This window comes from Streptococcus sp. FDAARGOS_522 (genome assembly GCF_003812445.1).
GTDB classification, from domain to species: Bacteria; Bacillota; Bacilli; order Lactobacillales; family Streptococcaceae; genus Streptococcus; species Streptococcus agalactiae.
On record NZ_CP033808.1, the window covers coordinates 1,269,871 to 1,294,473 of the forward strand.

The window sequence follows — 24,603 nt, forward strand, 5'->3', positions numbered from 1 at the left end:
CTACTCTACATCTCATTAAAAATACCATCGTATACTCTACTCTATCAAAAGATACATTTAAATAATTCACCATTATTTCTTGTTCATGTTCTTTAGGTAGGCTAACTGTTCTTTTTTATCATATTTTTACCTTTCTTCACTTCTGATTGCTTGCTATTTTTTACTTCGTTTGACTGACTTTTAGGTCCCCTATTCATTTGACAGCCTACTAGTAACATCCCAATAATAGATATGGGAATTAACCATTTTATATATTTTTTCATCATGCTCTCTTTTCTTAAAAACTACTTCTTATGTCAAGTACCTAATAAAAATAATTATTTTTTACAAGATTTTAAAACCAATGTTAGTCTAACAAAATTTTTACGATTTTATATTATTATTTAGAACTAACATATGAACTAAAAACAAGTTTATTATTTTATCTTTAATTTTTACCATCACCTGATTTTTAATATATATAAATTATTTTTTTATGTAACCAAAGCTCTCTTTAATTCGTTATATTAATGAAGAGGGTTTAATATAATAGCGAAAGGAGGTAAAATGTCAATTTTAGATGACTATGAAAAAGAATTACTAGTTATTTCACATCAAATAATAGCTTACCTTATTAAGTCAGGTGTTAATCCTAGTCAAGCACAGGATGTTACTCAAGACGTCTTTTTACAAATACTAGAATCTGATTTCTCCCTTCCACTTGATAAAATAAAAGCTTGGATGTATCGTACTACAATTAGGAGGTATATTGATCTTTATCGAAGAAATAAACGCTATAACGAAATCCTGCAAAAAGAATTCTTTATAGAAAATAATTTGTATTACACCGAATCAGAGAAGTTTTTTGAATTACATGAAGCAATATTACACTTGAAGAAAGATTATCAAACTTTAATAGATTTATATTATTTTAATGATTTTTCAATTAAAGAAATATCTGAAATTACTGGACAATCACAAAGTACAATTAAAATAAGACTTATGCGAGCTAGAAGAGAAGTTAAAAAATATTTAGAAAAGGATAATTTTAAAATATGATAAAAACAAAGTTTAGTGATCCACTGGAACAATTAGCCAAAAAAAGGAAAAGGAAAACATTATTCAAGACCGTAGTATTGGCATTAATAACTGTACTATTAGTAGTTGGAATAGCTTTTAAAGGATTTACATATTTAACTTCAAAAAATGGTCAAAAAACATATCATAACTTTGAACTACTTTCTGAAATAGCATATCCAAATATTTCCTATGATAGTCTCTATTACCAGCCAAGCGGTCAGTTTACTGGTAAAGTACATGCTGATAGATTTAAAGATATCGATGGGGTTCAAATTCCATATTCTAGTTTTGAAGAAAATTATAGTATCTCAGGTACTTTTGGCACAAATGCTGATGAAAAATCAGAAAAGAATGGCTTGTATGATCGAGGTACTAGACAAAAAGTTCCACAATTTTTCAATAAAAATGTTAAGTATAAAAAAGGAGAAGCCAAAACAACTCCAACAAATGATTTAAAATATGTAAATAAATTGAATAATGATCTTATTGAAATTGCAATAACTTTTGATAAGTCCTATAGTTACAAAGAAATAAAAACAATGATACCAAATAATATAAAACAAAATTGGTTATGGATAGGTACAAGCACAGAATTAGATACATCATATTGGCCAACAAAGTATCAATTCGGTACAGATCCTGAAACTTTGAATACACCACAAATATTCATAGATAAAATAAAAGAAAACTTAAAAGGTAACTCAAAAGTATACTTTAATAATATAAATATCTACTCAGATTTAGAAAAGTATGCCAAAAAATACGACAAGGTAAATAATAGCGACAAATTAAAATTTTCGGGAATAATATTAACAGGTAAAGCCGAAAACTTTAAACAACTTAAAGAAAAAGAATGGGTACATGCTTCAAGTATAGGGGCAAACATAGAATATAAGCCCTATTATAAATTAGATAAAGAATGATAATTAATTGTTAAAAAATTTATTTGGTAATTTTATGTAACTTTTACAGTTAATAACTCATAGAAAAAAAGACAAGATAATAATCTTGACTTTTTTCTTTGATGCCCGCGACCAAAGTCGAGCTGGCACGTCCGTGAGGACACCCGATTTTGAGTCCTACCATGCACCTTTAAAAGTTAATAAACATTTATTTAACAAAGTTTAAGATGTTAGCTAAAAAAACATGTAATTTTGAAATTTTAGTGATTAATGAATGACTCTATTTTGTCTTCTGCTCAATGCTTGATAGTGATCTGATTTGATACCCATTTACAGCAAAGTTTGAATCATCTAGCCATTTTTCAAACCGTGTTTTTTTCTCTGGCCACTCTTTATCTAAAATAGAATACCAATTTGTATCTCTGTTACGACCCTTATATACGACAGCTTGTCTAAAAGTTCCTTCAAAAGTAAAACCAAGTCGTTTTGCAGAATTATTAGATGGTGCATTCAAACTATCACATTTCCACTCATAACGGCGGTAACAGAGTTCTTCAAAAACATATTTCATAACCAAATATTGAGCTTCTGTTGCTATCCTTGTTTGTTTTAGTTTTGATGAATAAACCACCCATCCCATTTCAACAACTCTATTTTTTGTATCAATACGCATTAATGAAAAAGTCCCTAATACTTTACCAGTATTATTATCAACAATAGCTAAATAATAAGGATCTTCTGATTTTAATAGAGTTTGGAAAAAGACATCAAATTCATTCTTACTATTAAATTTGCTAAAAGATATATAAGTTAAACTATCTTCAGTAGACAATTCTCCATAAACTTGAAATAAGTCTTCAAAATGATCTGGATTTATTTTTTCTATTCTAACTGTTTTCCCATTAAGTGTATCAATCTTCGGATTTTTACCTTCCGTAAAATTTTCAACGACATCACCCACTGGCTGATTAAAAAGATTATATCTAATTCTCTACATCTCAGACTATTTAGTATTAACTTTATTAAAATATTCTTCTTTTAAAATAGAATAATACGCTCTTGTTTTCCACTCACCTTTTGGATTTTTTGCAAGATGACGAAGCTCGCCTTCTTTTTTCATACCTATCCGTTCCATAACATTTCCAGATTTTTTATTATTAATGTCAAATCTAGCATAAATTCTTTCCAAGTCTAGATGTTCAAATCCAATTGACATCAATTTTGAACAAGCTTCTGTCATATAACCTTTTCCATTATAATTTTTATTTAAAATATAACCAAATTCTGCAGAAAATTCATCTCTGATTTCTAATTCAATAATACCTATCATCTTCTGTGATTCTTTTTCAATCATTGCATAAATTCCTAATGGTGATTTCATACAAACATTTGCTAAAACGACTTGTGCTTCTTCTACGGTATTAGCTTTATAACGTTGCATATAGAATACTGTTTCAGAATCAGATGAAAATTCTAAAAAATCATTTACATTAGTTAATTCAACAGGCTGGAGTCGTAATCTTTCCGTTAGTACTGTGTTGCACATTGCTAATTTACAATATAGTGTATCCAAATTATTCATTTCTAATCAATATTCCTTCCTTAATTATCTATAAACCACTTCAATAATCTCCAAAAATACAATATTATAAGCTTTAAATTTCTTTGTAAGTCTATAAAATTATTCTAAATTATTATTATGTAAATTTATACTATAAATCAGTTTATCTGTCCATTTTCCATTCTCAAATGAAAAATCTTTTCGAGTTGTCTCATAGGTTAATCCCAATCTTCTAACCAACTTTTCCGATCGTTCATTCCCAGGAGTAATCTGTGCTTCAATATGATGAAAACCCAATTTTTCATAAGTACTATTAAGTAATGCCAAGATTGACTCAAATGCATAGCCATTACTCCAAAATTGATTATGAAAAACATATCCCAATTCTCCCCATTGCATATCTGCTCTTGCAAGGGTAACAATATTTAACATTCCTACGTGCTCACCGCTTTTTAGAAAAACACCAAATATATATACTATGTCACTTTCCCATTCTTTCCTTTGTAAATTTACTAAATTTTTAAACCAATTAATGTCACACATAGACATATCAAGTATCCCATCATCAAATGGAGTTAAAGATGGTCCACGATTCATAAAACTAGTATACCAACTATCATAATCACTTTCTTCTAGTGGCCTTATAATAAGTCTCTCTGATTCTAAAAAAAATTTATTCAATTTTTATTTCCTTTCTTCCAGAGTAAATAAATAAGTGTGTTTCAATTAAAATTTCCATAATATTACCTCCTTGAAAAGTTATTAACTACATTATAAAAAATACAATAATAAAAAACAAATATAAGTAATTTTAGGTAACTTTTCACAATAAATTATCTAACAAAACAAAAAAGACGAGGTCTAGAAACCTTATCTTTTAAAGTATACAGGCGGCCGGGGTCGAACCGGAACGTCCGTGAGGACACTGGATTTTGAGTGCTACCAAGCACTTTTTAAAGTAAACAAACACTGATTTAACAAGATTTGTGTTTTGGAAATCAGGTTAAAAACTAAGAAATTTTGAGATTTTAGTGATTTTTGAGTAACCAATATATTTTATATACCTATTTCAATTTCTCCAAGTCATTTATATAACTTCTAGCAATAGTACCACAATTTCTACAAATATCATGATGTACTTCTAGGCCAGTAGCTAATATCCTATTAAGAGGAAGCAATCCTGCGTACCCCTTATTTTATTTATAAGTTATAAAATCTTTTCCCCACAAAACGAACAAATTACTTCCTTCACCTTAATCCTCTTTCCTTAATTGAAAAATATCTTCTATCTTCATGTCGAAAATCTTAACAATTTTAAGTGCCATCTCTAGAGAAGGATTATACCTGTTATTTTCTAAATGACCAATTGTTTCTCTCCTAACACCTATCCGAATAGCTAACTCTTGTTGAGTCATTCCGATATCTTCTCTAACCTGTTTTAAAGAACTGATAATTTTTGTTTCTTTCCCCATTATTATCTCCGTCCCTCAAGAAAGTAATATGTAACAGCAAACATTAGTAATAATAAACCTACCATAATATAAAGGTAGCCTGATTTTAACTCTAACGTTCCATATATATTAAGGTAAATAGCTATAAGAATTAATAACATTATTGATATCAAAAACATCAAAGAAGCTGACAATGCTAAATTACTATAAAAGCGTTCATCGGGACTTTCGTTAATTTTTTTTAATAGAAAATAAATGAAGAAAACTACTTGTATTAAAATGCCAACTCCAAGAATTGATTCTTTAACATTGTATGGGGAAGCTGGCGTCACATTCCATATCCCAATTGTATAAAGAATAGTCGAGAGAAAGAGTACAATAGAATAAAATTTTGCTTTTAATCCAAATGGTTCTTTCTTATATTTTTGAGGAGTCGGAACTTTTATCATTATAAAAATCGAACAAAATTCTGCTATACTGGTTACTAATAAAATTAATAATTTGATTGGTAAACTTAAACGATTCCCGCCAAATAGTAAGCTAACATCAATTACGATGATAGTAAAAATAAGTAAAATTATAGTCCATTTGTTTTTATTGTTCATAAAATCTCCCAAGTTTATGTTATAAATATATCACATGTATTATGTTATAAATATATCACTTAATGTTATAAATAGCAAGATAAAAAAGCTTGAAAATTTTCAAGCTTATGTCTTTATATCTACTAACTCATGGAATAGATCTTCTTCTTGGAATAATAAGTAATGCAACAAGTCAAACTTTTTAAAATAATTTTTCCTCCTTTATTTAAAGTAATTCCATTAATAACTTCACAAAGAATCCAATAATTTGAAACAATAATAATCTTTTATATAAACTCACCAAACAATCTCCAGTTGAATTAAATTTTTCAATAGTATACAATCTTTTTCTGTTCATCTATTGAGTAAAAATTTTATTTATCGTGAAATAAACTCCCAGTATTTAAATAAATATTTACTCATTATCTCTATAAAACTATTAAAGTACAAAACAAAATGAAAATTATGAAAGAATTAGACAATATAGGAATTAACCGTAAGAATCTTTTTCGGGATCATGATAATATAGCAAAATATCTAATTGAAAAAGTATAAAACTATAAATGGTACCCTTATGGTTATTGATTTTAAAAAATAATAGAAAAAGACAAGGTTTCTAAACCTTGTCTTTATAAGTATACCGGCGGCCGGGGTCGAACCGGCATGTCCGTGAGGACAATGGATTTTGAGTGCTACTGAGCACTTTTTAAAGATAACAAACATTGATTTAACAAGGTTTGAGTATTAGACATTAACTTAAAAACCAAGTAATTTTGAGATTTTAGTGATTTTGTAGTGACTGTTCGTCGTGAAAAATAAATACTCATTTTACTGCAAGATTCTTTATTTTTCATATTTATATATATTACTTGAAAAAATTTTTATCCTTTTTTTGCTTCGTTTTGCTTAGCCTTCTGATACAATTCATCTACTCTATCATTATAAACTCTTCGAAGATCTATTTCCTTTTCTTCAAGCTTTTCCATATATTCATTGAATTCTGATATGAATGTATCCTTATTATCATCCATATTATATAGGTGTGCATGAGCTTCTTGGGGTAATTCCCAACCTTGTCCTAAAGTTGCTTGATAGACAGACTCTTTTAGGCTGTCTGTTCTTGCCATAAACAAGTGAAAGTCATCTTCTAGTTGCTCTCTGTTACGATAAATGTTTCTGAGATTTTGATCATATTCTTGATCGAGTTCTTGCAGTTTTTTTGTATCTATCATACTAGCCTCCTAATTGACTGGATTATCTAACTCTGGTTTTGGAAGTTGTGTCAAGAAATCAGATGCTGCTTGAGCTGACTGGCCTTCAAGACCATCCGTGATATTGGCGTTATAGGTGGATGCATAGTTTTTTAGGTCTTGGGCATCTGACTCTAAAGTTGCTTTTAAATTTGTTCCAGTATCCGTAATAGTGCTTTTTGCTGTAGCAACTATTGCCTTAATAGCTATTCTTTCTTGTTCTTTCAACATTTCATTCAAGGGCAATTTCAATTCTTTGGACATTCATTTAATCTCTCTATTTTAGGATAAGTTCGTGACAATATCACCAGCTAGTTGCTCATCTTGAGCTGTTAAATTTTGTGCAACTGTTACCAAATTGGTCGTAAATGTGGTCATTTTTGTTTTATAGTGATCAAGTGCTTCATAATCAGAAGTCTCTACGCCATCATTCCAAACTGTTGACATTTTTATATCTGAAACCAGAGCATCAACTTCTGATTGGTCAAGGTGCATAGCCATTATTTCAGCTGATGAAATAGTGGATGTCGATATTTCTACAATCGTATCCTTAGCTTCACTAATATGTTTTTTTGTTGCAGAGACTTTTTCTGAAACATCTGCTTCTGCTAATTGCGTTGCCATATAGAGCATTTGAGTTCTAAGTAAAATCCGTTGACTGCCTGATGCTGATTTGATCCTACTATGGAAGCTTGCGATGTTTTTGCGATCCCACTCGAGGCCATCTTTTTTAGCTTTGGAAATTATGGCTTTGTAGTCTTTTTGGAAGTTATCGTACAGTTTTTTAGCTTCGTTTACAGTGACACTGATACCACAAGCTTTTAATGTTGCAATTAGTCGAGTCAGGTCCCCAGTCAGAGCGCCTTTGAGTACTGGTCCTAGCTTATCCGAATCATAATGCTCTCCTAAAAGATTCTTTATGAATTTTTTTTCGAGTCTAGCTAAGTCTTGACCAGATGTTAATAATTCTGGATGATAGCTTTCAGAAGCAACTAAAGGATTTCCGCTACTATCAATTTGGAAGGCACCAAAATCGTGAGAAGATTGCTCATCAAAAGTACCCGTATATTTACTAGGAACAATGACATTTACTTTCCCGAATTGGTCTTTCCATGGCTTTTCACGATTAAGCATACTAACTATATCAAAGGGATTGACATAGTAGGTAACATGCTTCCCAGCTTCTTGGATTTTTTTAGCAGAAATGCCTTCCATTTTTTCCAAGCTTCTTGATACATCAGGGCCATCGAAAAGGACTACTTGACCAACATTCTCCAATTCTGCATAGCTAAGATTAACAACTGCTTGAGAAGATACAATCGTACCGAGTGAGTGACCAGTAACATCCATAATAGCTCCAGGCGCTTTTCCTTTTAGCTCGGCAATTTTTTCTTTCATAGCCTTATTAGCCAATTTCGCTTGTGGAATATACTTGTTAGAGACAGCAAACATTGCATTGTTACTAACCCAATCGTTTAGTGTATCTAGACCAATCCCATCACTACCACGAATGGCTAGATAAGTGTGCTTTGTAGTGCTATCTATTTTTTCAGTATCTGACAGGTAGTAAGCATTAAAACCTGCCTTATCGTCAGTAAGCACACCTTTTTGATAAGAATGAGTAACATAATGCTCAGTGTGATAGCCTCCATTGACATCTGGAATGAGGACCTTTACATTTTCATCAATAGATTTTAAGGACTTATCTGGTTGCAGGTAGACAATACCATCATTGGGGAGGTTAGTGCCACCCTGTGTGATTTGACCTTTGTTATCTTCTGAGGGTTGAGAAAATTTTACTTCTGTTACTGAGTCAGTCTCAAATAATTCAGGAAATGAATTAGGTCGACTATTATATGCACTTTCTGCTAAAGAGCTATGTAAGTTATCAAAATTATCTAAGTTCCAATTACTCAATTATTCTTCTCCTCTACCTTGCTTGTGGTAAAAATTCTATTACTTTATATAGGATGATTCAAGCTATTCATAAATGTGCCAAATACCATTTTTATGTATATACGGCTTATTTAGCATTCCCATTGATTTGATATTTGGGATATCATTTTTATGAGCTAAATAAAAATCAACTATTAATTTTGAATTTTGTAGATGATTAAACTTTCCTCTCAGTGAAAGATTATAATCACCCCCTTGTGGAGTTCCATTCCCGCTTTGTTCTACTTTTACACTTGACCAATCGAATTGAACGGACTCAATTTGGTTGTTATGTAATTTTACATAATCTATGATTTCTTGCTCATGCTCTTTGAGATAGGCTAATTGTTCTTTTTTTGTCATTTTTTTATCTTTCTTCACTTCTGATTGCTTGCTATTTTTTACTTCGTTTGACTGACTTTTATGTTCACTATTCATTTGACAGCCTCCAAGTATCATCCCAAAAATTGATATGGGAATTAACCATTTTATATATTTTCTCATCATGTTCTCTTTTCTTAGAATATAAATTTTATATATCAAGTATATAATGAAATTAACTATTATTCACCAACATTATAAAATTAATTTTAGTATAACAAAATTTTCACGTATTTTTATAGTTTTAGTCTTAACATGTAAACAGAAAATCATTTGTATATTTTAAATGCCCTAATTAAATTAATAATTAATATTTATTATTATATAAATTCTTCTACAATGAAAAAAATAAATATATATTACAAGTAACATTTCACAATAAATTATCTAGTAGAAAAAAGACAAGGTTTAGAAACCTTGTCTTTATAAGTATACCGGCGGCCGGGGTCGAACCGGCACGTCCGTGAGGACACTGGATTTTGAGTCCAGCGCGTCTGCCAATTCCGCCACGCCGGCTATCTTAAAACTGGGGTAGCTGGATTCGAACCAACGCATGAGGGAGTCAAAGTCCCTTGCCTTACCGCTTGGCTATACCCCATGAAAAGGCGAGTGATGGGAATCGAACCCACGAATGTCAGAGCCACAATCTGATGTGTTAACCACTTCACCACACCCGCCATATTAGAAAAAACACGGGCAGTAGGAATCGAACCCACACTGAAGGTTTTGGAGACCTTAGTTCTACCTTTAAACTATGCCCGTTTACTATGGAGAGAGAGGGATTCGAACCCCCGAACCCGAAGGAGCGGATTTACAGTCCGCCGCGTTTAGCCTCTTCGCTATCTCTCCTAAGGTATAAATGGCGCGAGACGGAATCGAACCGCCGACACATGGAGCTTCAATCCATTGCTCTACCAACTGAGCTACCGAGCCTATTGCGGGAGCAGGATTTGAACCTACGACCTTCGGGTTATGAGCCCGACGAGCTACCTAGCTGCTCCATCCCGCGATATCTTTAAAGGAGGATGTGGGATTCGAACCCACGCACGCTTTTACACGCCTGACGGTTTTCAAGACCGTTCCCTTCAGCCGGACTTGGGTAATCCTCCATATAACAAAAAATAGTCCGTACGGGATTCGAACCCGTGTTACCGCCGTGAAAAGGCGGTGTCTTAACCCCTTGACCAACGGACCATATTCTTGATGGGCACGAGTGGACTCGAACCACCGACCTCACGCTTATCAGGCGTGCGCTCTAACCACCTGAGCTACGCGCCCAAGCTATTGCTTGGTTTTTACTTTCTTATAAAGTAAAGCGGGTGACGAGAATCGAACTCGCGACAACAGCTTGGAAGGCTGTAGTTTTACCACTAAACTACACCCGCTTCTATGGGAGTTAACGGGATCGAACCGCTGACCCTCTGCTTGTAAGGCAGATGCTCTCCCAGCTGAGCTAAACTCCCTTTGCTAAGCGACTACCTTATCTCACAGGGGGCAACCCCAACTACTTCCGGCGTTCTAGGGCTTAACTTCTGTGTTCGGCATGAGAACAGGTGTATCTCCTAGGCAATTATCACTTAACTATTGAGCCTTATTCACTCAAAATTGAATATCTATAGTCTAACAAGAAACCGTAACGTTGTCAATATCTCTTTTGGATAAGTCCTCGAGCTATTAGTATTAGTCCGCTAAATGTGTCACCACAATTACACTCCTAACCTATCTACCTGATCATCTCTCAGGGCTCTTACTGATATAAAATCATGGGAAATCTCATCTTGAGGTGGGCTTCGCACTTAGATGCTTTCAGCGCTTATCCCTTCCCTACATAGCTACCCAGCGATGCCTTTGGCAAGACAACTGGTACACCAGCGGTAAGTCCACTCTGGTCCTCTCGTACTAGGAGCAGATCCTCTCAAATTTCCTACGCCGCGACGGATAGGACCGAACTGTCTCACGACGTCTGAACCAGCTCGCGTGCGCTTAATGGCGACAGCCACCTTGGACGACTACAGCCCCAGGATGCGACGAGCCGACATCGAGGTGCCAACCTCCCGTCGATGTGAACTCTTGGGGAGATAAGCCTGTTATCCCCAGGGTAGCTTTTATCCGTTGAGCGATGGCCCTTCCATACGGAACCACCGGATCACTAAGCCCGACTTTCGTCCCTGCTCGAGTTGTAGCTCTCGCAGTCAAGCTCCCTTATACCTTTACACTCTACGACTGATTTCCAACCAGTCTGAGGGAACCTTTGGGCGCCTCCGTTACCTTTTAGGAGGCGACCGCCCCAGTCAAACTGCCCGTCAGACACTGTCTCCGATAGGGATTGCCTATCTGGGTTAGAGTAGCCATAACACAAGGGTAGTATCCCAACAACGCCTCAAACGAAACTGGCGTCCCGTTATCATAGGCTCCTACCTATCCTGTACATGTGGTACAGATACTCAATATCAAACTGCAGTAAAGCTCCATGGGGTCTTTCCGTCCTGTCGCGGGTAACCTGCATCTTCACAGGTACTAAAATTTCACCGAGTCTCTCGTTGAGACAGTGCCCAAATCATTACGCCTTTCGTGCGGGTCGGAACTTACCCGACAAGGAATTTCGCTACCTTAGGACCGTTATAGTTACGGCCGCCGTTTACTGGGGCTTCAATTCATACCTTCGCTTACGCTAAGCACTCCTCTTAACCTTCCAGCACCGGGCAGGCGTCACCCCCTATACATCATCTTACGATTTAGCAGAGAGCTGTGTTTTGATAAACAGTTGCTTGGGCCTATTCACTGCGGCTGATCTAAAATCAGCGCCCCTTCTCCCGAAGTTACGGGGCCATTTTGCCGAGTTCCTTAACGAGAGTTCTCTCGCTCACCTGAGGCTACTCGCCTCGACTACCTGTGTCGGTTTGCGGTACGGGTAGAGTATATGTATCGCTAGAAGCTTTTCTTGGCAGTGTGACATCACTAACTTCGCTACTAAACTTCGCTCCTCGTCACAGCTCAATGTTAAAGATATAAGCATTTGACTCATATCACACCTCACTGTTTGACCAGACACTTCCAATCGTCTGGTTTAGTTAGCCTACTGCGTCCCTCCATCACTATATACTCTAGTACAGGAATATCAACCTGTTGTCCATCGGATACACCTTTCGGTCTCTCCTTAGGTCCCGACTAACCCAGGGCGGACGAGCCTTCCCCTGGAAACCTTAGTCTTACGGTGGACAGGATTCTCACCTGTCTTGCGCTACTCATACCGGCATTCTCACTTCTATGCGTTCCAGCGCTCCTCACGGTACACCTTCTTCACACATAGAACGCTCTCCTACCATGACACTTTTGTGTCATCCACAGCTTCGGTAATATGTTTTAGCCCCGGTACATTTTCGGCGCAGGGTCACTCGACTAGTGAGCTATTACGCACTCTTTGAATGAATAGCTGCTTCTAAGCTAACATCCTAGTTGTCTGTGCAACCCCACATCCTTTTCCACTTAACATATATTTTGGGACCTTAGCTGGTGGTCTGGGCTGTTTCCCTTTCGACTACGGATCTTAGCACTCGCAGTCTGACTGCCGATTATATCTCGTTGGCATTCGGAGTTTATCTGAGATTGGTAATCCGGGATGGACCCCTCACCCAAACAGTGCTCTACCTCCAAGAGACTTAACATCGACGCTAGCCCTAAAGCTATTTCGGAGAGAACCAGCTATCTCCAAGTTCGTTTGGAATTTCTCCGCTACCCACAAGTCATCCAAGCACTTTTCAACGTGCCCTGGTTCGGTCCTCCAGTGAGTTTTACCTCACCTTCAACCTGCTCATGGGTAGGTCACATGGTTTCGGGTCTACAACATGATACTATGACGCCCTATTAAGACTCGGTTTCCCTACGGCTCCGTCTCTTCAACTTAACCTCGCATCATATCGTAACTCGCCGGTTCATTCTACAAAAGGCACGCTCTCACCCATTAACGGGCTCGAACTTGTTGTAGGCACACGGTTTCAGGTTCTATTTCACTCCCCTCCCGGGGTGCTTTTCACCTTTCCCTCACGGTACTGGTTCACTATCGGTCACTAGAGAGTATTTAGGGTTGGGAGATGGTCCTCCCAGATTCCGACGAGATTTCGCGTGTCTCGCCGTACTCAGGATACTGCTAAGGTTAATCTATCATTTTAAATACGAGGCTGTTACTCTCTTTGGCTTACCTTCCCAGGTAATTCTTCTATAATGATTAATCCTATATCGCAGTCCTACAACCCCGAAGTGTAAACACTTCGGTTTGCCCTCCTGCCGTTTCGCTCGCCGCTACTAAGGCAATCGCTTTTGCTTTCTCTTCCTGCAGCTACTTAGATGTTTCAGTTCACTGCGTCTTCCTTCTCATATCCTTAACAGATATGGATACTAGTCATTAACTAGTGGGTTCCCCCATTCGGACATCTCTGGATCAGCGCTTACTTACAGCTCCCCAAAGCATTTCGTCGTTAGTCACGTCCTTCTTCGGCTTCTAGTGCCAAGGCATCCACCGTGCGCCCTTATTAACTTAACCTTATTAACCTAGTTTCTTTAAAACTAGAAAACTCATTAAATATTCACAGCGTTTTCGGTTTATTTCTTGTTACTTTCTACAATCTATTTCTAGATCGTGGAATTTGATATAGATATTCAATTTTCAATGAACAATTTGAACCTTTCGATTCAATGGAGCCTAGCGGGATCGAACCGCTGACCTCCTGCGTGCAAAGCAGGCGCTCTCCCAGCTGAGCTAAGGCCCCACAAGACCTCTCAAAACTAAACAAGACGCAAATGGCAGGTTTCCTTATCCTTAGAAAGGAGGTGATCCAGCCGCACCTTCCGATACGGCTACCTTGTTACGACTTCACCCCAATCATCTATCCCACCTTAGGCGGCTGGCTCCTAAAAGGTTACCTCACCGACTTCGGGTGTTACAAACTCTCGTGGTGTGACGGGCGGTGTGTACAAGGCCCGGGAACGTATTCACCGCGGCGTGCTGATCCGCGATTACTAGCGATTCCGACTTCATGTAGGCGAGTTGCAGCCTACAATCCGAACTGAGATTGGCTTTAAGAGATTAGCTTGCCGTCACCGGCTTGCGACTCGTTGTACCAACCATTGTAGCACGTGTGTAGCCCAGGTCATAAGGGGCATGATGATTTGACGTCATCCCCACCTTCCTCCGGTTTATTACCGGCAGTCTCGCTAGAGTGCCCAACTTAATGATGGCAACTAACAATAGGGGTTGCGCTCGTTGCGGGACTTAACCCAACATCTCACGACACGAGCTGACGACAACCATGCACCACCTGTCACTTCTGCTCCGAAGAGAAAGCCTATCTCTAGGCCGGTCAGAAGGATGTCAAGACCTGGTAAGGTTCTTCGCGTTGCTTCGAATTAAACCACATGCTCCACCGCTTGTGCGGGCCCCCGTCAATTCCTTTGAGTTTCAACCTTGCGGTCGTACTCCCCAGGCGGAGTGCTTAATGCGTTAGCTGCGGCACTAAGCCCCGGAAAGGGCCTAACACCTAGCACTCATCGTTTACGGCGTGGACTACCAGGGTATCTAATCCTGTTTGCTCCCCACGCTTTCGAGCCTCAGCGTCAGTTACAGACCAGAGAGCCGCTTTCGCCACCGGTGTTCCTCCATATATCTACGCATTTCACCGCTACACATGGAATTCCACTCTCCCCTTCTGCACTCAAGTCCTCCAGTTTCCAAAGCGTACAATGGTTAAGCCACTGCCTTTAACTTCAGACTTAAAGAACCGCCTGCGCTCGCTTTACGCCCAATAAATCCGGACAACGCTCGGGACCTACGTATTACCGCGGCTGCTGGCACGTAGTTAGCCGTCCCTTTCTGGTTAGTTACCGTCACTTGGTAGATTTTCCACTCCTACCAACGTTCTTCTCTAACAACAGAGCTTTACGATCCGAAAACCTTCTTCACTCACGCGGCGTTGCTCGGTCAGACTTCCGTCCATTGCCGAAGATTCCCTACTGCTGCCTCCCGTAGGAGTCTGGGCCGTGTCTCAGTCCCAGTGTGGCCGATCACCCTCTCAGGTCGGCTATGTATCGTCGCCTTGGTGAGCCTTTACCTCACCAACTAGCTAATACAACGCAGGTCCATCTCACAGTGAAGCAATTGCTCCTTTTAAATAACTAACATGTGTTAATTACTCTTATGCGGTATTAGCTATCGTTTCCAATAGTTATCCCCCGCTATGAGGCAGGTTACCTACGCGTTACTCACCCGTTCGCAACTCATCAGTCTAGTGTAAACACCAAACCTCAGCGTTCTACTTGCATGTATTAGGCACGCCGCCAGCGTTCGTCCTGAGCCAGGATCAAACTCTCATTAAAAGTTTGAGCTTTGCTCTTTTCTGTCTCGCTGACAGATTTATTGTTTTTTTGTTATTGACGGATTTACAATGTAAATCCACCCTGCACATTCGTTCGTCTTGTTCAGTTTTCAAAGGTCTTTGCCTCTCTTGAGACAACTTCTATATTCTAGCAAACTTATTCTGCTTTGTCAACTACTTTTTTTAAGTTGTTAACTACGCGCTAATAGAAACTGCTCTCTCGAGACAACTTATTTAGTTTACTACATCATCTCTTACTTTGTCAACTCTTTTTTCATACTTTTTCTACATTTTCTGAAAATGTAGATCAGGCTCAAGCTTAACGATTCTTTTTAAAATCATTAAATTTTAAAACAAATTTCAGACATGTTGCCAAAGTTTTGATATTATTACTATAATATAGTTTGTAGAGGAGAATAATATGGGCCAAGAACCTATCATCGAATATCAAAATATCAATAAAGTGTATGGGGAAAATGTTGCGGTTGAAGACATTAACCTTAAAATTTACCCTGGTGATTTTGTTTGTTTCATCGGTACGAGTGGATCAGGTAAAACAACATTAATGCGTATGGTTAACCATATGTTAAAACCAACAAATGGTACTCTATTATTTAAGGGAAAAGATATTTCTACTATTAACCCCATTGAATTAAGACGCAGAATTGGATATGTTATCCAAAACATTGGTTTAATGCCTCATATGACCATTTACGAAAATATAGTTCTTGTACCAAAATTATTGAAATGGTCAGAAGAAGCTAAAAGAGCTAAAGCAAGGGAACTTATTAAATTAGTTGAATTACCCGAAGAATATTTGGATCGCTACCCTAGTGAGTTGTCTGGCGGTCAGCAACAACGTATCGGTGTCATTCGCGCTCTTGCAGCAGACCAAGATATTATTTTAATGGATGAGCCTTTTGGAGCTCTGGATCCTATTACTAGAGAAGGTATTCAAGACTTAGTCAAGTCTCTTCAGGAAGAAATGGGGAAAACTATCATCTTAGTTACTCATGATATGGATGAAGCCCTCAAGTTAGCAACAAAAATTATTGTTATGGACAATGGTAAAATGGTCCAAGAAGGGACACCCAATGATCTCTTACATCATCCTGCTACTAGTTTCGTTGAACAAATGATTGGAGAAGAGCGTCTCCTTCATGCGCAGGCTGATATTACTCCTGTTAAACAGATAATGTTAAATAATCCTGTTTCAATAACTGCTGAAAAAACACTAACTGAAGCTATTACACTAATGCGCCAAAAACGCGTTGACTCACTTCTAGTAACCGATAACGGTAAATTAATTGGTTTTATTGACTTAGAATCTCTGAGCAGTAAATATAAGAAAGATCGACTTGTTTCTGATATCTTAAAACATACTGATTTTTATGTTATGGAAGACGACTTACTTAGAAATACTGCTGAGCGTATTTTAAAACTTGGTTTAAAATACGCTCCAGTTGTTGACCATGAGAATAACTTAAAGGGCATTGTTACTCGTGCATCCCTAGTTGATATGTTATACGATATTATTTGGGGCGATACTGAAACGGAGGATCAATAATGGTCAATTTCTTATCACAGTATGGCATGCAAATATTAGTAAAAACATGGGAACAAGTCTATATCTCATTCTTTGCTATAGCACTTGGGATTGCAATTGCTGTTCCATTGGGTGTGGTCTTAACACGTTTTCCCAAAGTAGCCAAAATTATCATTGCTATAGCTAGCATGTTACAAACTATACCAAGTTTAGCCTTATTAGCTTTAATGATTCCATTGTTTGGAATTGGAAAAATCCCAGCTATCGTTGCTTTATTTATTTATTCCTTGCTTCCTATACTAAGGAATACTTATATAGGTATGAATAATGTCAATCCAACACTTAAAGATTGTGCTAAAGGGATGGGAATGAAACCTATTCAATCTATATTTCAAGTTGAGTTACCTTTAGCTACTCCAATTATTATGGCTGGTATTCGCTTGTCTACTATTTATGTTATTTCTTGGGCTACATTGGCTTCTTATATAGGTGCAGGTGGACTTGGTGATCTCATTTTTAGCGGGTTAAATCTTTTTCAGTCCAAATTAATTCTAGGGGGCACAATTCCTGTTATTATCCTGTCACTTATTATAGATTATCTTTTAGGATTACTGGAAACAGCTCTAACGCCCAGAACAACAAGAAGGGAGGCTTAGATATGCTTAAAAAATCGCACTTTTTACAGATATTTACACTTTGCTTAGCCCTCTTAACGATTTCTGGTTGTCAATTAACCGATACTAAAAAGTCTGGTCATACCACAATTAAGGTTGCTGCCCAAAGTTCTACAGAGTCTAGTATTATGGCAAATATTATCACCGAATTAATTCATCACGAATTAGGATACAACACAACTTTAATAAGCAATCTTGGTTCCTCTACGGTTACTCACCAAGCTTTGCTCCGTGGTGATGCTGACATTGCTGCCACACGTTATACAGGAACAGACATCACAGGGACTCTTGGTTTAAAAGCTGTTAAAGACCCTAAAGAAGCTTCTAAGATTGTAAAAACTGAATTCCAAAAACGCTACAATCAAACTTGGTATCCTACTTATGGTTTTTCTGATACTTATGCATTCATGGTTACTAAAGAGTTTGCCAGACAGAATAAAATCACTAAGATCTCTGATCTTAAAAAATTATCAACAACTATGAAGGCAGGGGTTGATAGTTCATGGATGAATCGCGAGGGAGATGGATACACTGATTTCGCTAAAACATACGGTTTTGAATTTTCACATATTTACCCTATGCAAATTGGCTTAGTCTATGATGCGGTTGAAAGTAACAAAATGCAATCTGTATTAGGCTACTCCACTGACGGTCGTATTTCGAGCTATGATTTAGAAATTTTAAGGGATGATAAAAAATTCTTTCCTCCTTATGAAGCCTCTATGGTTGTCAACAATTCTATCATCAAAAAAGATCCTAAACTAAAAAAATTACTCCATCGACTCGATGGTAAAATCAATTTAAAAACGATGCAAAACCTTAATTATATGGTAGATGATAAACTTTTAGAACCTTCAGTTGTTGCCAAACAATTTTTAGAAAAAAACCATTATTTTAGAGGAGATAAATAAATGAAACAAATGAATACTTTCCAACAATTTATCTACTACTTCCAACATAATGGTAGTTATATCTTAGAACAATTTATCCACCACTTTTTAATTTCAGTTTACGGCGTTATTTTAGCTGCAATTGTTGGTATCCCTCTAGGTATCTTCATCGCTAGACGTGGTAAAATTAAAACCTTTGTTATGGGAATCGCAAATGTCATCCAAACCATTCCTTCTTTAGCTATGATCTCTATCATTATGTTAGGTCTAGGGCTAGGTATTAAAACAGTAGTTGCAACTGTCTTTCTTTATTCTCTTCTGCCAATCATCACAAATACTTACACTGGTATTAGAAATGTTGACTCCGACTTACTAGATGCTGCTAAAGGAATGGGCATGACTAAGCGTCAACGTTTATTTATGGTTGAGTTACCACTATCTATTTCCGTTATCATGGCTGGACTTAGAAATGCCCTTGTTGTAGCAATTGGTATTACAGCCATTGGTGCTTTCGTCGGGGGAGGCGGACTTGGAGATATCATCATAAGAGGAACTAATGCAACAAATGGTGGTGCTATTATCTTAGCAGGATCTCTTCCAACAGCCCTTATGGCAATTTTCTCTGATTTAATCCTAGGCGGTATCCAACGCATGCTTGAACCAAGAAAATAACTATTAAAAACTTGTCAGTAGAGACAAGTTTTTTTGATGTTTCAGAATAATTTCTTAAGTTCTAAAATTGTTTTTTACTATAGCTAAATCCTAATCCTCCCAATATAGCAATGGCACATCCTATAACAATAAAGCTAACATTTGATAAGGCAAATGAAAAGATAGTCATAAATAGTGTTCCTATAGGCATAAACATAATAGCAATAGTAAATATAGTCGACATCACACGCCCCATATACGCTTCATCGACCCTGATTTGTACCTGACTGAAAAAATGAATATTAAACATTGTCAGAAGACTATTAAAAAGAAAACTACCACTGTAAGGTATCCATATCGGTAATTCAAATAGAGATGGGAATCCCATAACTATGACTCCCAAACTACTGAATACTAGCATAGATAGCATAGAATTAATACTAGATTTAATTTTTCTAGCAATAAGCGCTCCAATAATTGATCCGATAGCTGATATACTAAGTATTGTTGCATAAGCACCTGAAGTTTTTAATAGGGAGTTAGTAAAAGGTAAAAGATAATTGAACATTGCTAGGAAAGTGTTTAATAAAGCAGCAATAATTAGAAAAAACATAATTTCTTTTTCTTTTTTGATGTAAGTAAATCCATCTGCAATATCAGCTAAAATATTTTTTATCGCTACCTTTTCTTGTTTTGAAAGCTGTACCCTTTCCACTTTAATAGCATAAAGAAACAGGAAAGAGATCAAAAAAGTAATCGCATCAACAATTAAAGTAATCCTAATACCAAAATTATTAAAAATAAGGAAACCTAAAACAGGGGAACTTACACTAATAATTTGCACAATGGTTTCCAGATTAGCATTATAGGTAATGATATCAGCTTTATCTACTATTTCAGGAATATAAGATTTATAAGCCGGAGAAGAAAAAGCATTGGAAACCGCTAAGATAGCATTAGCAACTATTAGACCATACACCATTACTTTATCATCTCCAATAAAAGAAAGTAAGAAACACATGATAGCACAGATAGCATCTGTTATTAGTAAAATTTTTCTTCGTTGAAAGCGATCAGCTAAGGCGCCTCCAAAAGGGTTGAGGACAATAGAAACCAACAACTCTACTATCTGATAAATACCTAAAATCTTTTGTCCTAGACCACCCATCGAAGCAATCCAAGTACTATTTCCATAATCATAAAACACATCACCAAGTTTACTGACTGCTCGACTAGATAGTAATTTTATACCATTAATATTCATAATTCCCTCCTTAGTTCGACATTATAGCAAACCAAAAGGAGAAATATTAAAAAATCCCATAAATGGGATTTTTTATAATCTTGTTACCCTATTAAAGTGTTCCTGAAAATTTTCAACATGATGTTTAGAACCAATTGCTTGGAAGCAAAAAATAGCTTGCTTCATGCTTTGTATTCCTCGACTATCCCCTTTAGCATAGGCAAGAAATCCTTTTTCATAGAGTAAAATAATACGGTGATAAGCATTCCGCTCATTATTTAAAAGTGCTTCAACTTTCTCTAGAAAAAACGTTGCTTCTTCTAGAGCGCGCCGTTCTATTAGTGTCTCTACCACATTTAGGAGGGTTGCTTCGACAACATTGCGGTTTGTATAAATATCTCGATAATATTCCTTTTGATTGATAACCTCTTTAACAAGTTGGCAAATATGCCTTGTGTTGTAATACCGGTAAAGATTTCCAATCAAAATATAGTCACTAATTTCCCAACTATCCTTTTGAAAGAGGTAATCCGACAAAAAGCAAAGGTCTTCTTCCGACATTTTTCTTGAGGAGTCACATTCACATATCATTCCTCTAAAAAGAACTATGTTTAAACGACAACGTATATCTGAACTATCCTTTTTTAGTTTACCTTCTTCCACAGAAATCATCTTTTCTAACCCAGCTACGTCTCTTTGATAATGATATTGAGCCATCTGAGACATTAAAGATATCTGATCAGATTTTTGATATTTATTTACTCTATCCATAAATTCGCTAATTGATAAATCAATTGCCTCTAAAGCCCCTAAAAATTTTGTTAATGATAAATCTGATTCACCCCTCTCAAATCGTGATAACTGAGAAACAGAAAGTTCATTTGAAGCAACCTGTTTAAGAGAAAACTGTCGATTAAGTCGAAATTCCCTAAAAATAGGGACATATTTAAACATTAGTATTCCTTTCTAACCGTAATCTCATTGGTAAACTTATGAGGTAATTTCAATAATTTATATTTACCAACTTTAACCAATATATGAGCTGATATATAGTCATTTTCTTTTATTTGTAATATCATATCACAAGTTCTTCTAAATCAACATATGTTAATTTATCTGGGAATTTTTCTCGTAAGGTTACTTTCATATATTGAGTACTTACCATACAAAATTCCTCCATCATATACTCTTTTTTTCAATTATAAATTAAAATAGAATCATCTCATCTAACTTTGTCATTGCCTTTGTGCTATTTAAAGTAGTTATTTAAATTTACAATGGTTTCTCAAGTATTTAGAAGTTTTAAAAATGACTTTAGGACAATTTTTGAATATTACACAAAAAACACCCCATGGTGTGAACCATGAAGTGCTTCCAATCGCTGATATATAGGTATATATTAACGTTTTGAGGATTGTGATGCTTTACGGGCTTTTTTTAAACCTGGTTTTCTCTGACAACTGTAATATATGGTGTTATATGGTATAAACTAGCTAAAAATCAACAATTTATATCCCAAAAGTGCACTATGTATTACAATATGTTCGCGGAGGGGTTATCAAAAGGTTATCAAAAAATTTGTTTTCGGGGCTTATAAAATAAAGAAATTAATTATTTATAATTTGATTGAGATACTTATCATTTTTAGCTTCATTTTTATCTATTGCTTTACCAAAATGTAAATAATAAACTTTGTTATCCTTCATGTAAAATGTTATGTCTTCTAATCCAACTTGATTATTTTCATATCTATAATAACTATCAGGATAGTAAGCTTCCTCAACATTTTCACTCGATTATAAATCATCATAACTACCTTTATTTAAATCTACCTGTGCCTTTACTTTTTCCCCAAATTGTCCTACAAGTCCTGAATCTATTTGATTTGCTATCGTTTTAATTGATGATTTGGCCGTCTCAGAAACATTATCAATCTTGTCACTATAAGTCATCTTAATAGAATCAGCTTCTTCTACTATTTCAGGGGCATAGACAATCCTTACTAAAGCTCTTTGAATTTGCTTTTTGAATTCTTTGTCTTCTTTGGTTCCTTTCAATACAGCGCCTATTAAACTCATTTATTGCCTCTTTCACTTTATAGTCCATCTGAATTAGTAGTATTTTCTTCCTTCTAAACTAGAAATGTCATTTTCTAATTTTACTCGGTCTTTTAGAAACTGTGTCCGACTATTTTCCTCTTGGACAATGATAGTCTGTTTATAGTTTTCATATTCATCAATTAATTCCATTTGATAACTTTCAATTATTCGATTTAAACTCATAAAAGTCGAACCATCTGAATCATTTTGTCTCAAAAGGTGACTTGTCTCTTCATAGACTTCTTGTAAATAAGTCTCTAACTCGTTCTTTTTATCCTCAAGGCTATATAATTTATCTTCTATCTCCATATTTTCGCGATGATAATTATCTTCCAATTTCCCTAGGTTTATTTTTAGACTATTAATTTTGTTTTCATTTTGATCTAGTACTGTGACCATTCCTTAAATTCTCCTGCTAATTTGGAGTCCTCTTCTAGCAATTTTTGGACACCAGATTCAATTTGTTTTTGAAGATTAATATATGAAGTTGTAATCTCTTGTGCATTAGTAACTTTTTCATCAAAGAAAGTTTCAATTGGTGTTACTATGGTGTCCTCTCTAACTCCGCCCTCACTATATGTATCAGCTAATTCTTCCGGACTTAAATCTGTTATACCAGGAGGCATCACTTTAGTTTTTGCAAATAGTTCTGATGCTTTTTCTTTAACTAATTCAGCATTCTTCTTGATATCATCAGAAGCTGTTTGAGATGCCGTGGTTAAACCGTTAGCAATAAATATAGCCTGTTCAGAATCTAAATATACTTTTTCACTATGACTAAGTTTGCCTCCAGATTTTTTTAATTTAGCTTTAGCTTTTTGAAAATGAACTTCTTCATAAAGAACAGACTGAACAGCTGGTGACTTAGGATTTACGATGTTACCTTTTTCATCTTTTAACTTACCATCATCAGTAAATTTCCAACTCTCTATTTTATGACTTTTACCATTTACCCATTTCACGGTACCATAATCTTTATCATCTAGTTTATTAAAATCGTTCCACCAAGTTACATTATCCTCTTTATGTCGAAAATTCACAAAATATTCAGGATGCTTAGCCATGAATTTTTTTCATCTTCATTTAAAGTGCTATACCTAAACCATCCATTAAATACTGTAGTCGGGATATGATATTGAGCACCTAATTTTAACATATATGCAGATTGAGAATAGCCTGAAAGCTGAGTCACAGTCCATTTGTCATGTGACTGTACGTCTTTTAAAAATTTATCAGCTGATTTTAACTGAGTCGAACTTTGATGTGGTTGAGCAGATGAAACTGCGCCAATTAAATCTTTATAATTACTTGAATCCGTTGCGGCGGATATAACTGCAACACTGTTATAATCTACTTTACCCTTGATAATTGGTGCAACTGCCATACCCTGATAGCCAGACATATCGTCAGGAGAAGTTTTTAATACCTTAAATTTTTTCTATCTTCTGTTGTAATAATATTTGTTTCGTTATCTTTCTGGGGTAAATCCGTTATGACAGTTGAATGATTTTTTTCTGCATAATCGGGGTTAACTGAATATACATTATCTCCAATATTGAATTCACGAAGTTCTTTCTCGGTATATGTAAATACCATTATTGTATCTTCTCCTGACCATCTGAAAAAATAATTTTTATAGTTTTTTTTGTTTTACCAATTCTTGAATCAAAAAAATTCATATTTTTTTCATTAAATTTTCCGCTATAATTTTTTTTCGATTCCAAATTATGTGTAATATTATAAACAATAGATTTTTTATCATTAAATGAAATCTTTACAGTACAATGCCAATCTCCAGGAATTTCAGTTGAAACAGGATGTGTGATTTTTATTTCTTCTATATTCTCATAGGAATTTTTCAATGCTTTGACTAGACTAACTTCATATTCTCGATTCCGTTTTAGTTCTTCTTTTCTTTGTTGTTCTTTCATATAAAATCCTCCGCTAAAAACAAGTATGAATAATGCAACTATTAGTAGTATTATTTGGGTACTCTTTTTCATTTTTAC

Annotated in this window: 22 protein-coding genes, 13 tRNA genes, 3 rRNA genes and 1 pseudogene; 6 read left to right on the forward strand and 33 right to left on the reverse strand. The window is 35.7% G+C overall.

What is annotated here, in order from left to right; all coding sequences use genetic code 11:
- Positions 1–101: 101 nt before the first annotated feature.
- Positions 102–263, reverse strand: a complete 162-nt coding sequence (locus EGX70_RS06360; RefSeq protein ID WP_001872907.1) for a lipoprotein — start codon at positions 261–263, stop codon at positions 102–104.
- 283 nt (positions 264–546) lie between these two features.
- Between EGX70_RS06360 and EGX70_RS06365 the strand changes: the two genes are divergently transcribed.
- Positions 547–1,038 (forward strand): RNA polymerase sigma factor, encoded by a 492-nt coding sequence (locus EGX70_RS06365; protein ID WP_000025251.1) that lies wholly within the window; start codon positions 547–549, stop codon positions 1,036–1,038.
- Entirely contained in the window at positions 1,035–1,982 is a 948-nt protein-coding gene (locus EGX70_RS06370; RefSeq protein WP_000598067.1) for a sigma factor regulator N-terminal domain-containing protein, read from the forward strand. Before EGX70_RS06365 ends, EGX70_RS06370 begins: the two co-directional genes overlap by 4 nt.
- 259 nt (positions 1,983–2,241) lie before the next feature.
- Here EGX70_RS06370 and EGX70_RS06375 read toward each other — a convergent pair whose 3' ends face one another.
- From EGX70_RS06375 to EGX70_RS06505, 25 genes are all read right to left on the reverse strand, one after another.
- Complete coding sequence (locus tag EGX70_RS06375; RefSeq protein ID WP_000503137.1) at positions 2,242–2,922, reverse strand: GNAT family N-acetyltransferase; 681 nt, start codon at positions 2,920–2,922, stop codon at positions 2,242–2,244.
- 42 nt (positions 2,923–2,964) lie between these two features.
- Complete coding sequence (locus tag EGX70_RS06380; protein ID WP_001061004.1) at positions 2,965–3,543, reverse strand: GNAT family N-acetyltransferase; 579 nt, start codon at positions 3,541–3,543, stop codon at positions 2,965–2,967.
- 99 nt (positions 3,544–3,642) lie between these two features.
- On the reverse strand, positions 3,643–4,203 hold the full coding sequence (locus EGX70_RS06385; RefSeq protein ID WP_001031781.1) for a GNAT family N-acetyltransferase: 561 nt from the start codon (positions 4,201–4,203) through the stop codon (positions 3,643–3,645).
- A 572-nt stretch (positions 4,204–4,775) separates the two neighbouring features.
- Positions 4,776–4,994 carry a helix-turn-helix transcriptional regulator gene (locus EGX70_RS06395; RefSeq protein WP_000514223.1) on the reverse strand — a complete coding sequence of 73 codons (219 nt, stop codon included), beginning with the start codon at positions 4,992–4,994 and terminating at the stop codon, positions 4,776–4,778.
- Positions 4,995–4,996: 2 nt separating this feature from the next.
- Positions 4,997–5,578: a DUF3796 domain-containing protein gene (locus EGX70_RS06400; RefSeq protein WP_001060648.1), complete on the reverse strand. Its 582-nt coding sequence runs from the start codon at positions 5,576–5,578 to the stop codon at positions 4,997–4,999.
- A gap of 860 nt (positions 5,579–6,438) precedes the next feature.
- Positions 6,439–6,789 carry a hypothetical protein gene (locus tag EGX70_RS06410; RefSeq protein ID WP_000567431.1) on the reverse strand — a complete coding sequence of 117 codons (351 nt, stop codon included), beginning with the start codon at positions 6,787–6,789 and terminating at the stop codon, positions 6,439–6,441.
- A 9-nt stretch (positions 6,790–6,798) separates the two neighbouring features.
- Entirely contained in the window at positions 6,799–7,071 is a 273-nt protein-coding gene (locus EGX70_RS06415; RefSeq protein ID WP_000032101.1) for a hypothetical protein, read from the reverse strand.
- Between the two features lie 18 nt (positions 7,072–7,089).
- Complete coding sequence (locus tag EGX70_RS06420; protein WP_000073528.1) at positions 7,090–8,724, reverse strand: DUF2974 domain-containing protein; 1,635 nt, start codon at positions 8,722–8,724, stop codon at positions 7,090–7,092.
- A 63-nt stretch (positions 8,725–8,787) separates the two neighbouring features.
- A complete protein-coding gene (locus EGX70_RS06425; protein WP_001233828.1) occupies positions 8,788–9,246 on the reverse strand; it encodes a hypothetical protein in 459 nt (152 codons plus the stop codon).
- 309 nt (positions 9,247–9,555) lie between these two features.
- Positions 9,556–9,639: transfer RNA gene (locus EGX70_RS06430), tRNA-Leu, on the reverse strand.
- Between the two features lie 10 nt (positions 9,640–9,649).
- Positions 9,650–9,721 (reverse strand) — tRNA-Gln (locus EGX70_RS06435).
- A 6-nt stretch (positions 9,722–9,727) separates the two neighbouring features.
- Positions 9,728–9,800 (reverse strand) — tRNA-His (locus EGX70_RS06440).
- A 14-nt stretch (positions 9,801–9,814) separates the two neighbouring features.
- Positions 9,815–9,885 (reverse strand) — tRNA-Trp (locus EGX70_RS06445).
- Positions 9,886–9,891: 6 nt separating this feature from the next.
- A tRNA-Tyr gene (locus EGX70_RS06450) sits at positions 9,892–9,972 on the reverse strand.
- Between the two features lie 11 nt (positions 9,973–9,983).
- A tRNA-Phe gene (locus EGX70_RS06455) sits at positions 9,984–10,056 on the reverse strand.
- 2 nt (positions 10,057–10,058) lie between these two features.
- Positions 10,059–10,132 (reverse strand) — tRNA-Met (locus tag EGX70_RS06460).
- A 10-nt stretch (positions 10,133–10,142) separates the two neighbouring features.
- Positions 10,143–10,232: transfer RNA gene (locus EGX70_RS06465), tRNA-Ser, on the reverse strand.
- Between the two features lie 13 nt (positions 10,233–10,245).
- A tRNA-Glu gene (locus EGX70_RS06470) sits at positions 10,246–10,317 on the reverse strand.
- A 10-nt stretch (positions 10,318–10,327) separates the two neighbouring features.
- Positions 10,328–10,401: transfer RNA gene (locus EGX70_RS06475), tRNA-Ile, on the reverse strand.
- A gap of 36 nt (positions 10,402–10,437) precedes the next feature.
- Positions 10,438–10,508: transfer RNA gene (locus EGX70_RS06480), tRNA-Gly, on the reverse strand.
- A 5-nt stretch (positions 10,509–10,513) separates the two neighbouring features.
- Positions 10,514–10,586, reverse strand: a tRNA-Val gene (locus EGX70_RS06485).
- A 3-nt stretch (positions 10,587–10,589) separates the two neighbouring features.
- Positions 10,590–10,704, reverse strand: a 5S ribosomal RNA gene (gene rrf / locus EGX70_RS06490).
- 73 nt (positions 10,705–10,777) lie between these two features.
- Positions 10,778–13,663 (reverse strand): 23S ribosomal RNA (locus EGX70_RS06495).
- Positions 13,664–13,816: 153 nt separating this feature from the next.
- Positions 13,817–13,889: transfer RNA gene (locus tag EGX70_RS06500), tRNA-Ala, on the reverse strand.
- A 54-nt stretch (positions 13,890–13,943) separates the two neighbouring features.
- Positions 13,944–15,492: ribosomal RNA gene (locus EGX70_RS06505) — 16S ribosomal RNA — on the reverse strand.
- Together the 16S, 23S and 5S rRNA genes with 13 tRNA genes alongside form the textbook arrangement of a ribosomal RNA operon.
- A 420-nt stretch (positions 15,493–15,912) precedes the next feature.
- Between EGX70_RS06505 and EGX70_RS06510 the strand changes: the two genes are divergently transcribed.
- The 4 genes from EGX70_RS06510 to EGX70_RS06525 are packed head-to-tail and all read left to right on the forward strand — an operon-like array spanning position 15,913 to position 19,273.
- Positions 15,913–17,058, forward strand: a complete 1,146-nt coding sequence (locus EGX70_RS06510) for a betaine/proline/choline family ABC transporter ATP-binding protein (protein ID WP_000529592.1) — start codon at positions 15,913–15,915, stop codon at positions 17,056–17,058.
- Positions 17,058–17,693, forward strand: coding sequence for an ABC transporter permease (locus EGX70_RS06515; RefSeq protein ID WP_000247052.1), 636 nt, complete (start codon positions 17,058–17,060; stop codon positions 17,691–17,693). The genes EGX70_RS06510 and EGX70_RS06515 overlap by 1 nt, the downstream gene beginning before the upstream one ends.
- A 2-nt stretch (positions 17,694–17,695) precedes the next feature.
- A complete protein-coding gene (locus EGX70_RS06520; protein ID WP_000914798.1) occupies positions 17,696–18,622 on the forward strand; it encodes an osmoprotectant ABC transporter substrate-binding protein in 927 nt (308 codons plus the stop codon).
- Complete coding sequence (locus EGX70_RS06525; protein WP_000812157.1) at positions 18,623–19,273, forward strand: ABC transporter permease; 651 nt, start codon at positions 18,623–18,625, stop codon at positions 19,271–19,273. It abuts the gene before it with no gap.
- Between the two features lie 61 nt (positions 19,274–19,334).
- On the opposite strand, the gene EGX70_RS06530 is transcribed toward EGX70_RS06525, so the two are convergent.
- From EGX70_RS06530 to EGX70_RS06575, 7 genes and pseudogenes are all read right to left on the reverse strand, one after another.
- A complete protein-coding gene (locus EGX70_RS06530; protein ID WP_001024508.1) occupies positions 19,335–20,516 on the reverse strand; it encodes an MFS transporter in 1,182 nt (393 codons plus the stop codon).
- A 72-nt stretch (positions 20,517–20,588) separates the two neighbouring features.
- The gene (locus EGX70_RS06535; RefSeq protein WP_000477654.1) at positions 20,589–21,449 is read right to left on the reverse strand and encodes a helix-turn-helix domain-containing protein; all 861 of its coding nucleotides are present in this window, start codon (positions 21,447–21,449) and stop codon (positions 20,589–20,591) included.
- An 842-nt stretch (positions 21,450–22,291) separates the two neighbouring features.
- On the reverse strand, positions 22,292–22,573 hold the full coding sequence (locus EGX70_RS06555) for a hypothetical protein (RefSeq protein ID WP_000052406.1): 282 nt from the start codon (positions 22,571–22,573) through the stop codon (positions 22,292–22,294).
- A gap of 33 nt (positions 22,574–22,606) precedes the next feature.
- The gene (locus EGX70_RS06560; RefSeq protein ID WP_000259069.1) at positions 22,607–22,993 is read right to left on the reverse strand and encodes a hypothetical protein; all 387 of its coding nucleotides are present in this window, start codon (positions 22,991–22,993) and stop codon (positions 22,607–22,609) included.
- A complete protein-coding gene (locus tag EGX70_RS06565) occupies positions 22,978–23,658 on the reverse strand; it encodes a hypothetical protein (protein WP_001865565.1) in 681 nt (226 codons plus the stop codon). Before EGX70_RS06565 ends, EGX70_RS06560 begins: the two co-directional genes overlap by 16 nt.
- Positions 23,631–24,190: pseudogene (locus EGX70_RS11305) on the reverse strand (hypothetical protein). The gene EGX70_RS06565 and the pseudogene EGX70_RS11305 overlap by 28 nt, the downstream one beginning before the upstream one ends.
- A complete protein-coding gene (locus EGX70_RS06575) occupies positions 24,190–24,597 on the reverse strand; it encodes a hypothetical protein (RefSeq protein ID WP_000749954.1) in 408 nt (135 codons plus the stop codon). The pseudogene EGX70_RS11305 and the gene EGX70_RS06575 overlap by 1 nt, the downstream one beginning before the upstream one ends.
- Between the last annotated feature and the right edge of the window lie 6 nt (positions 24,598–24,603).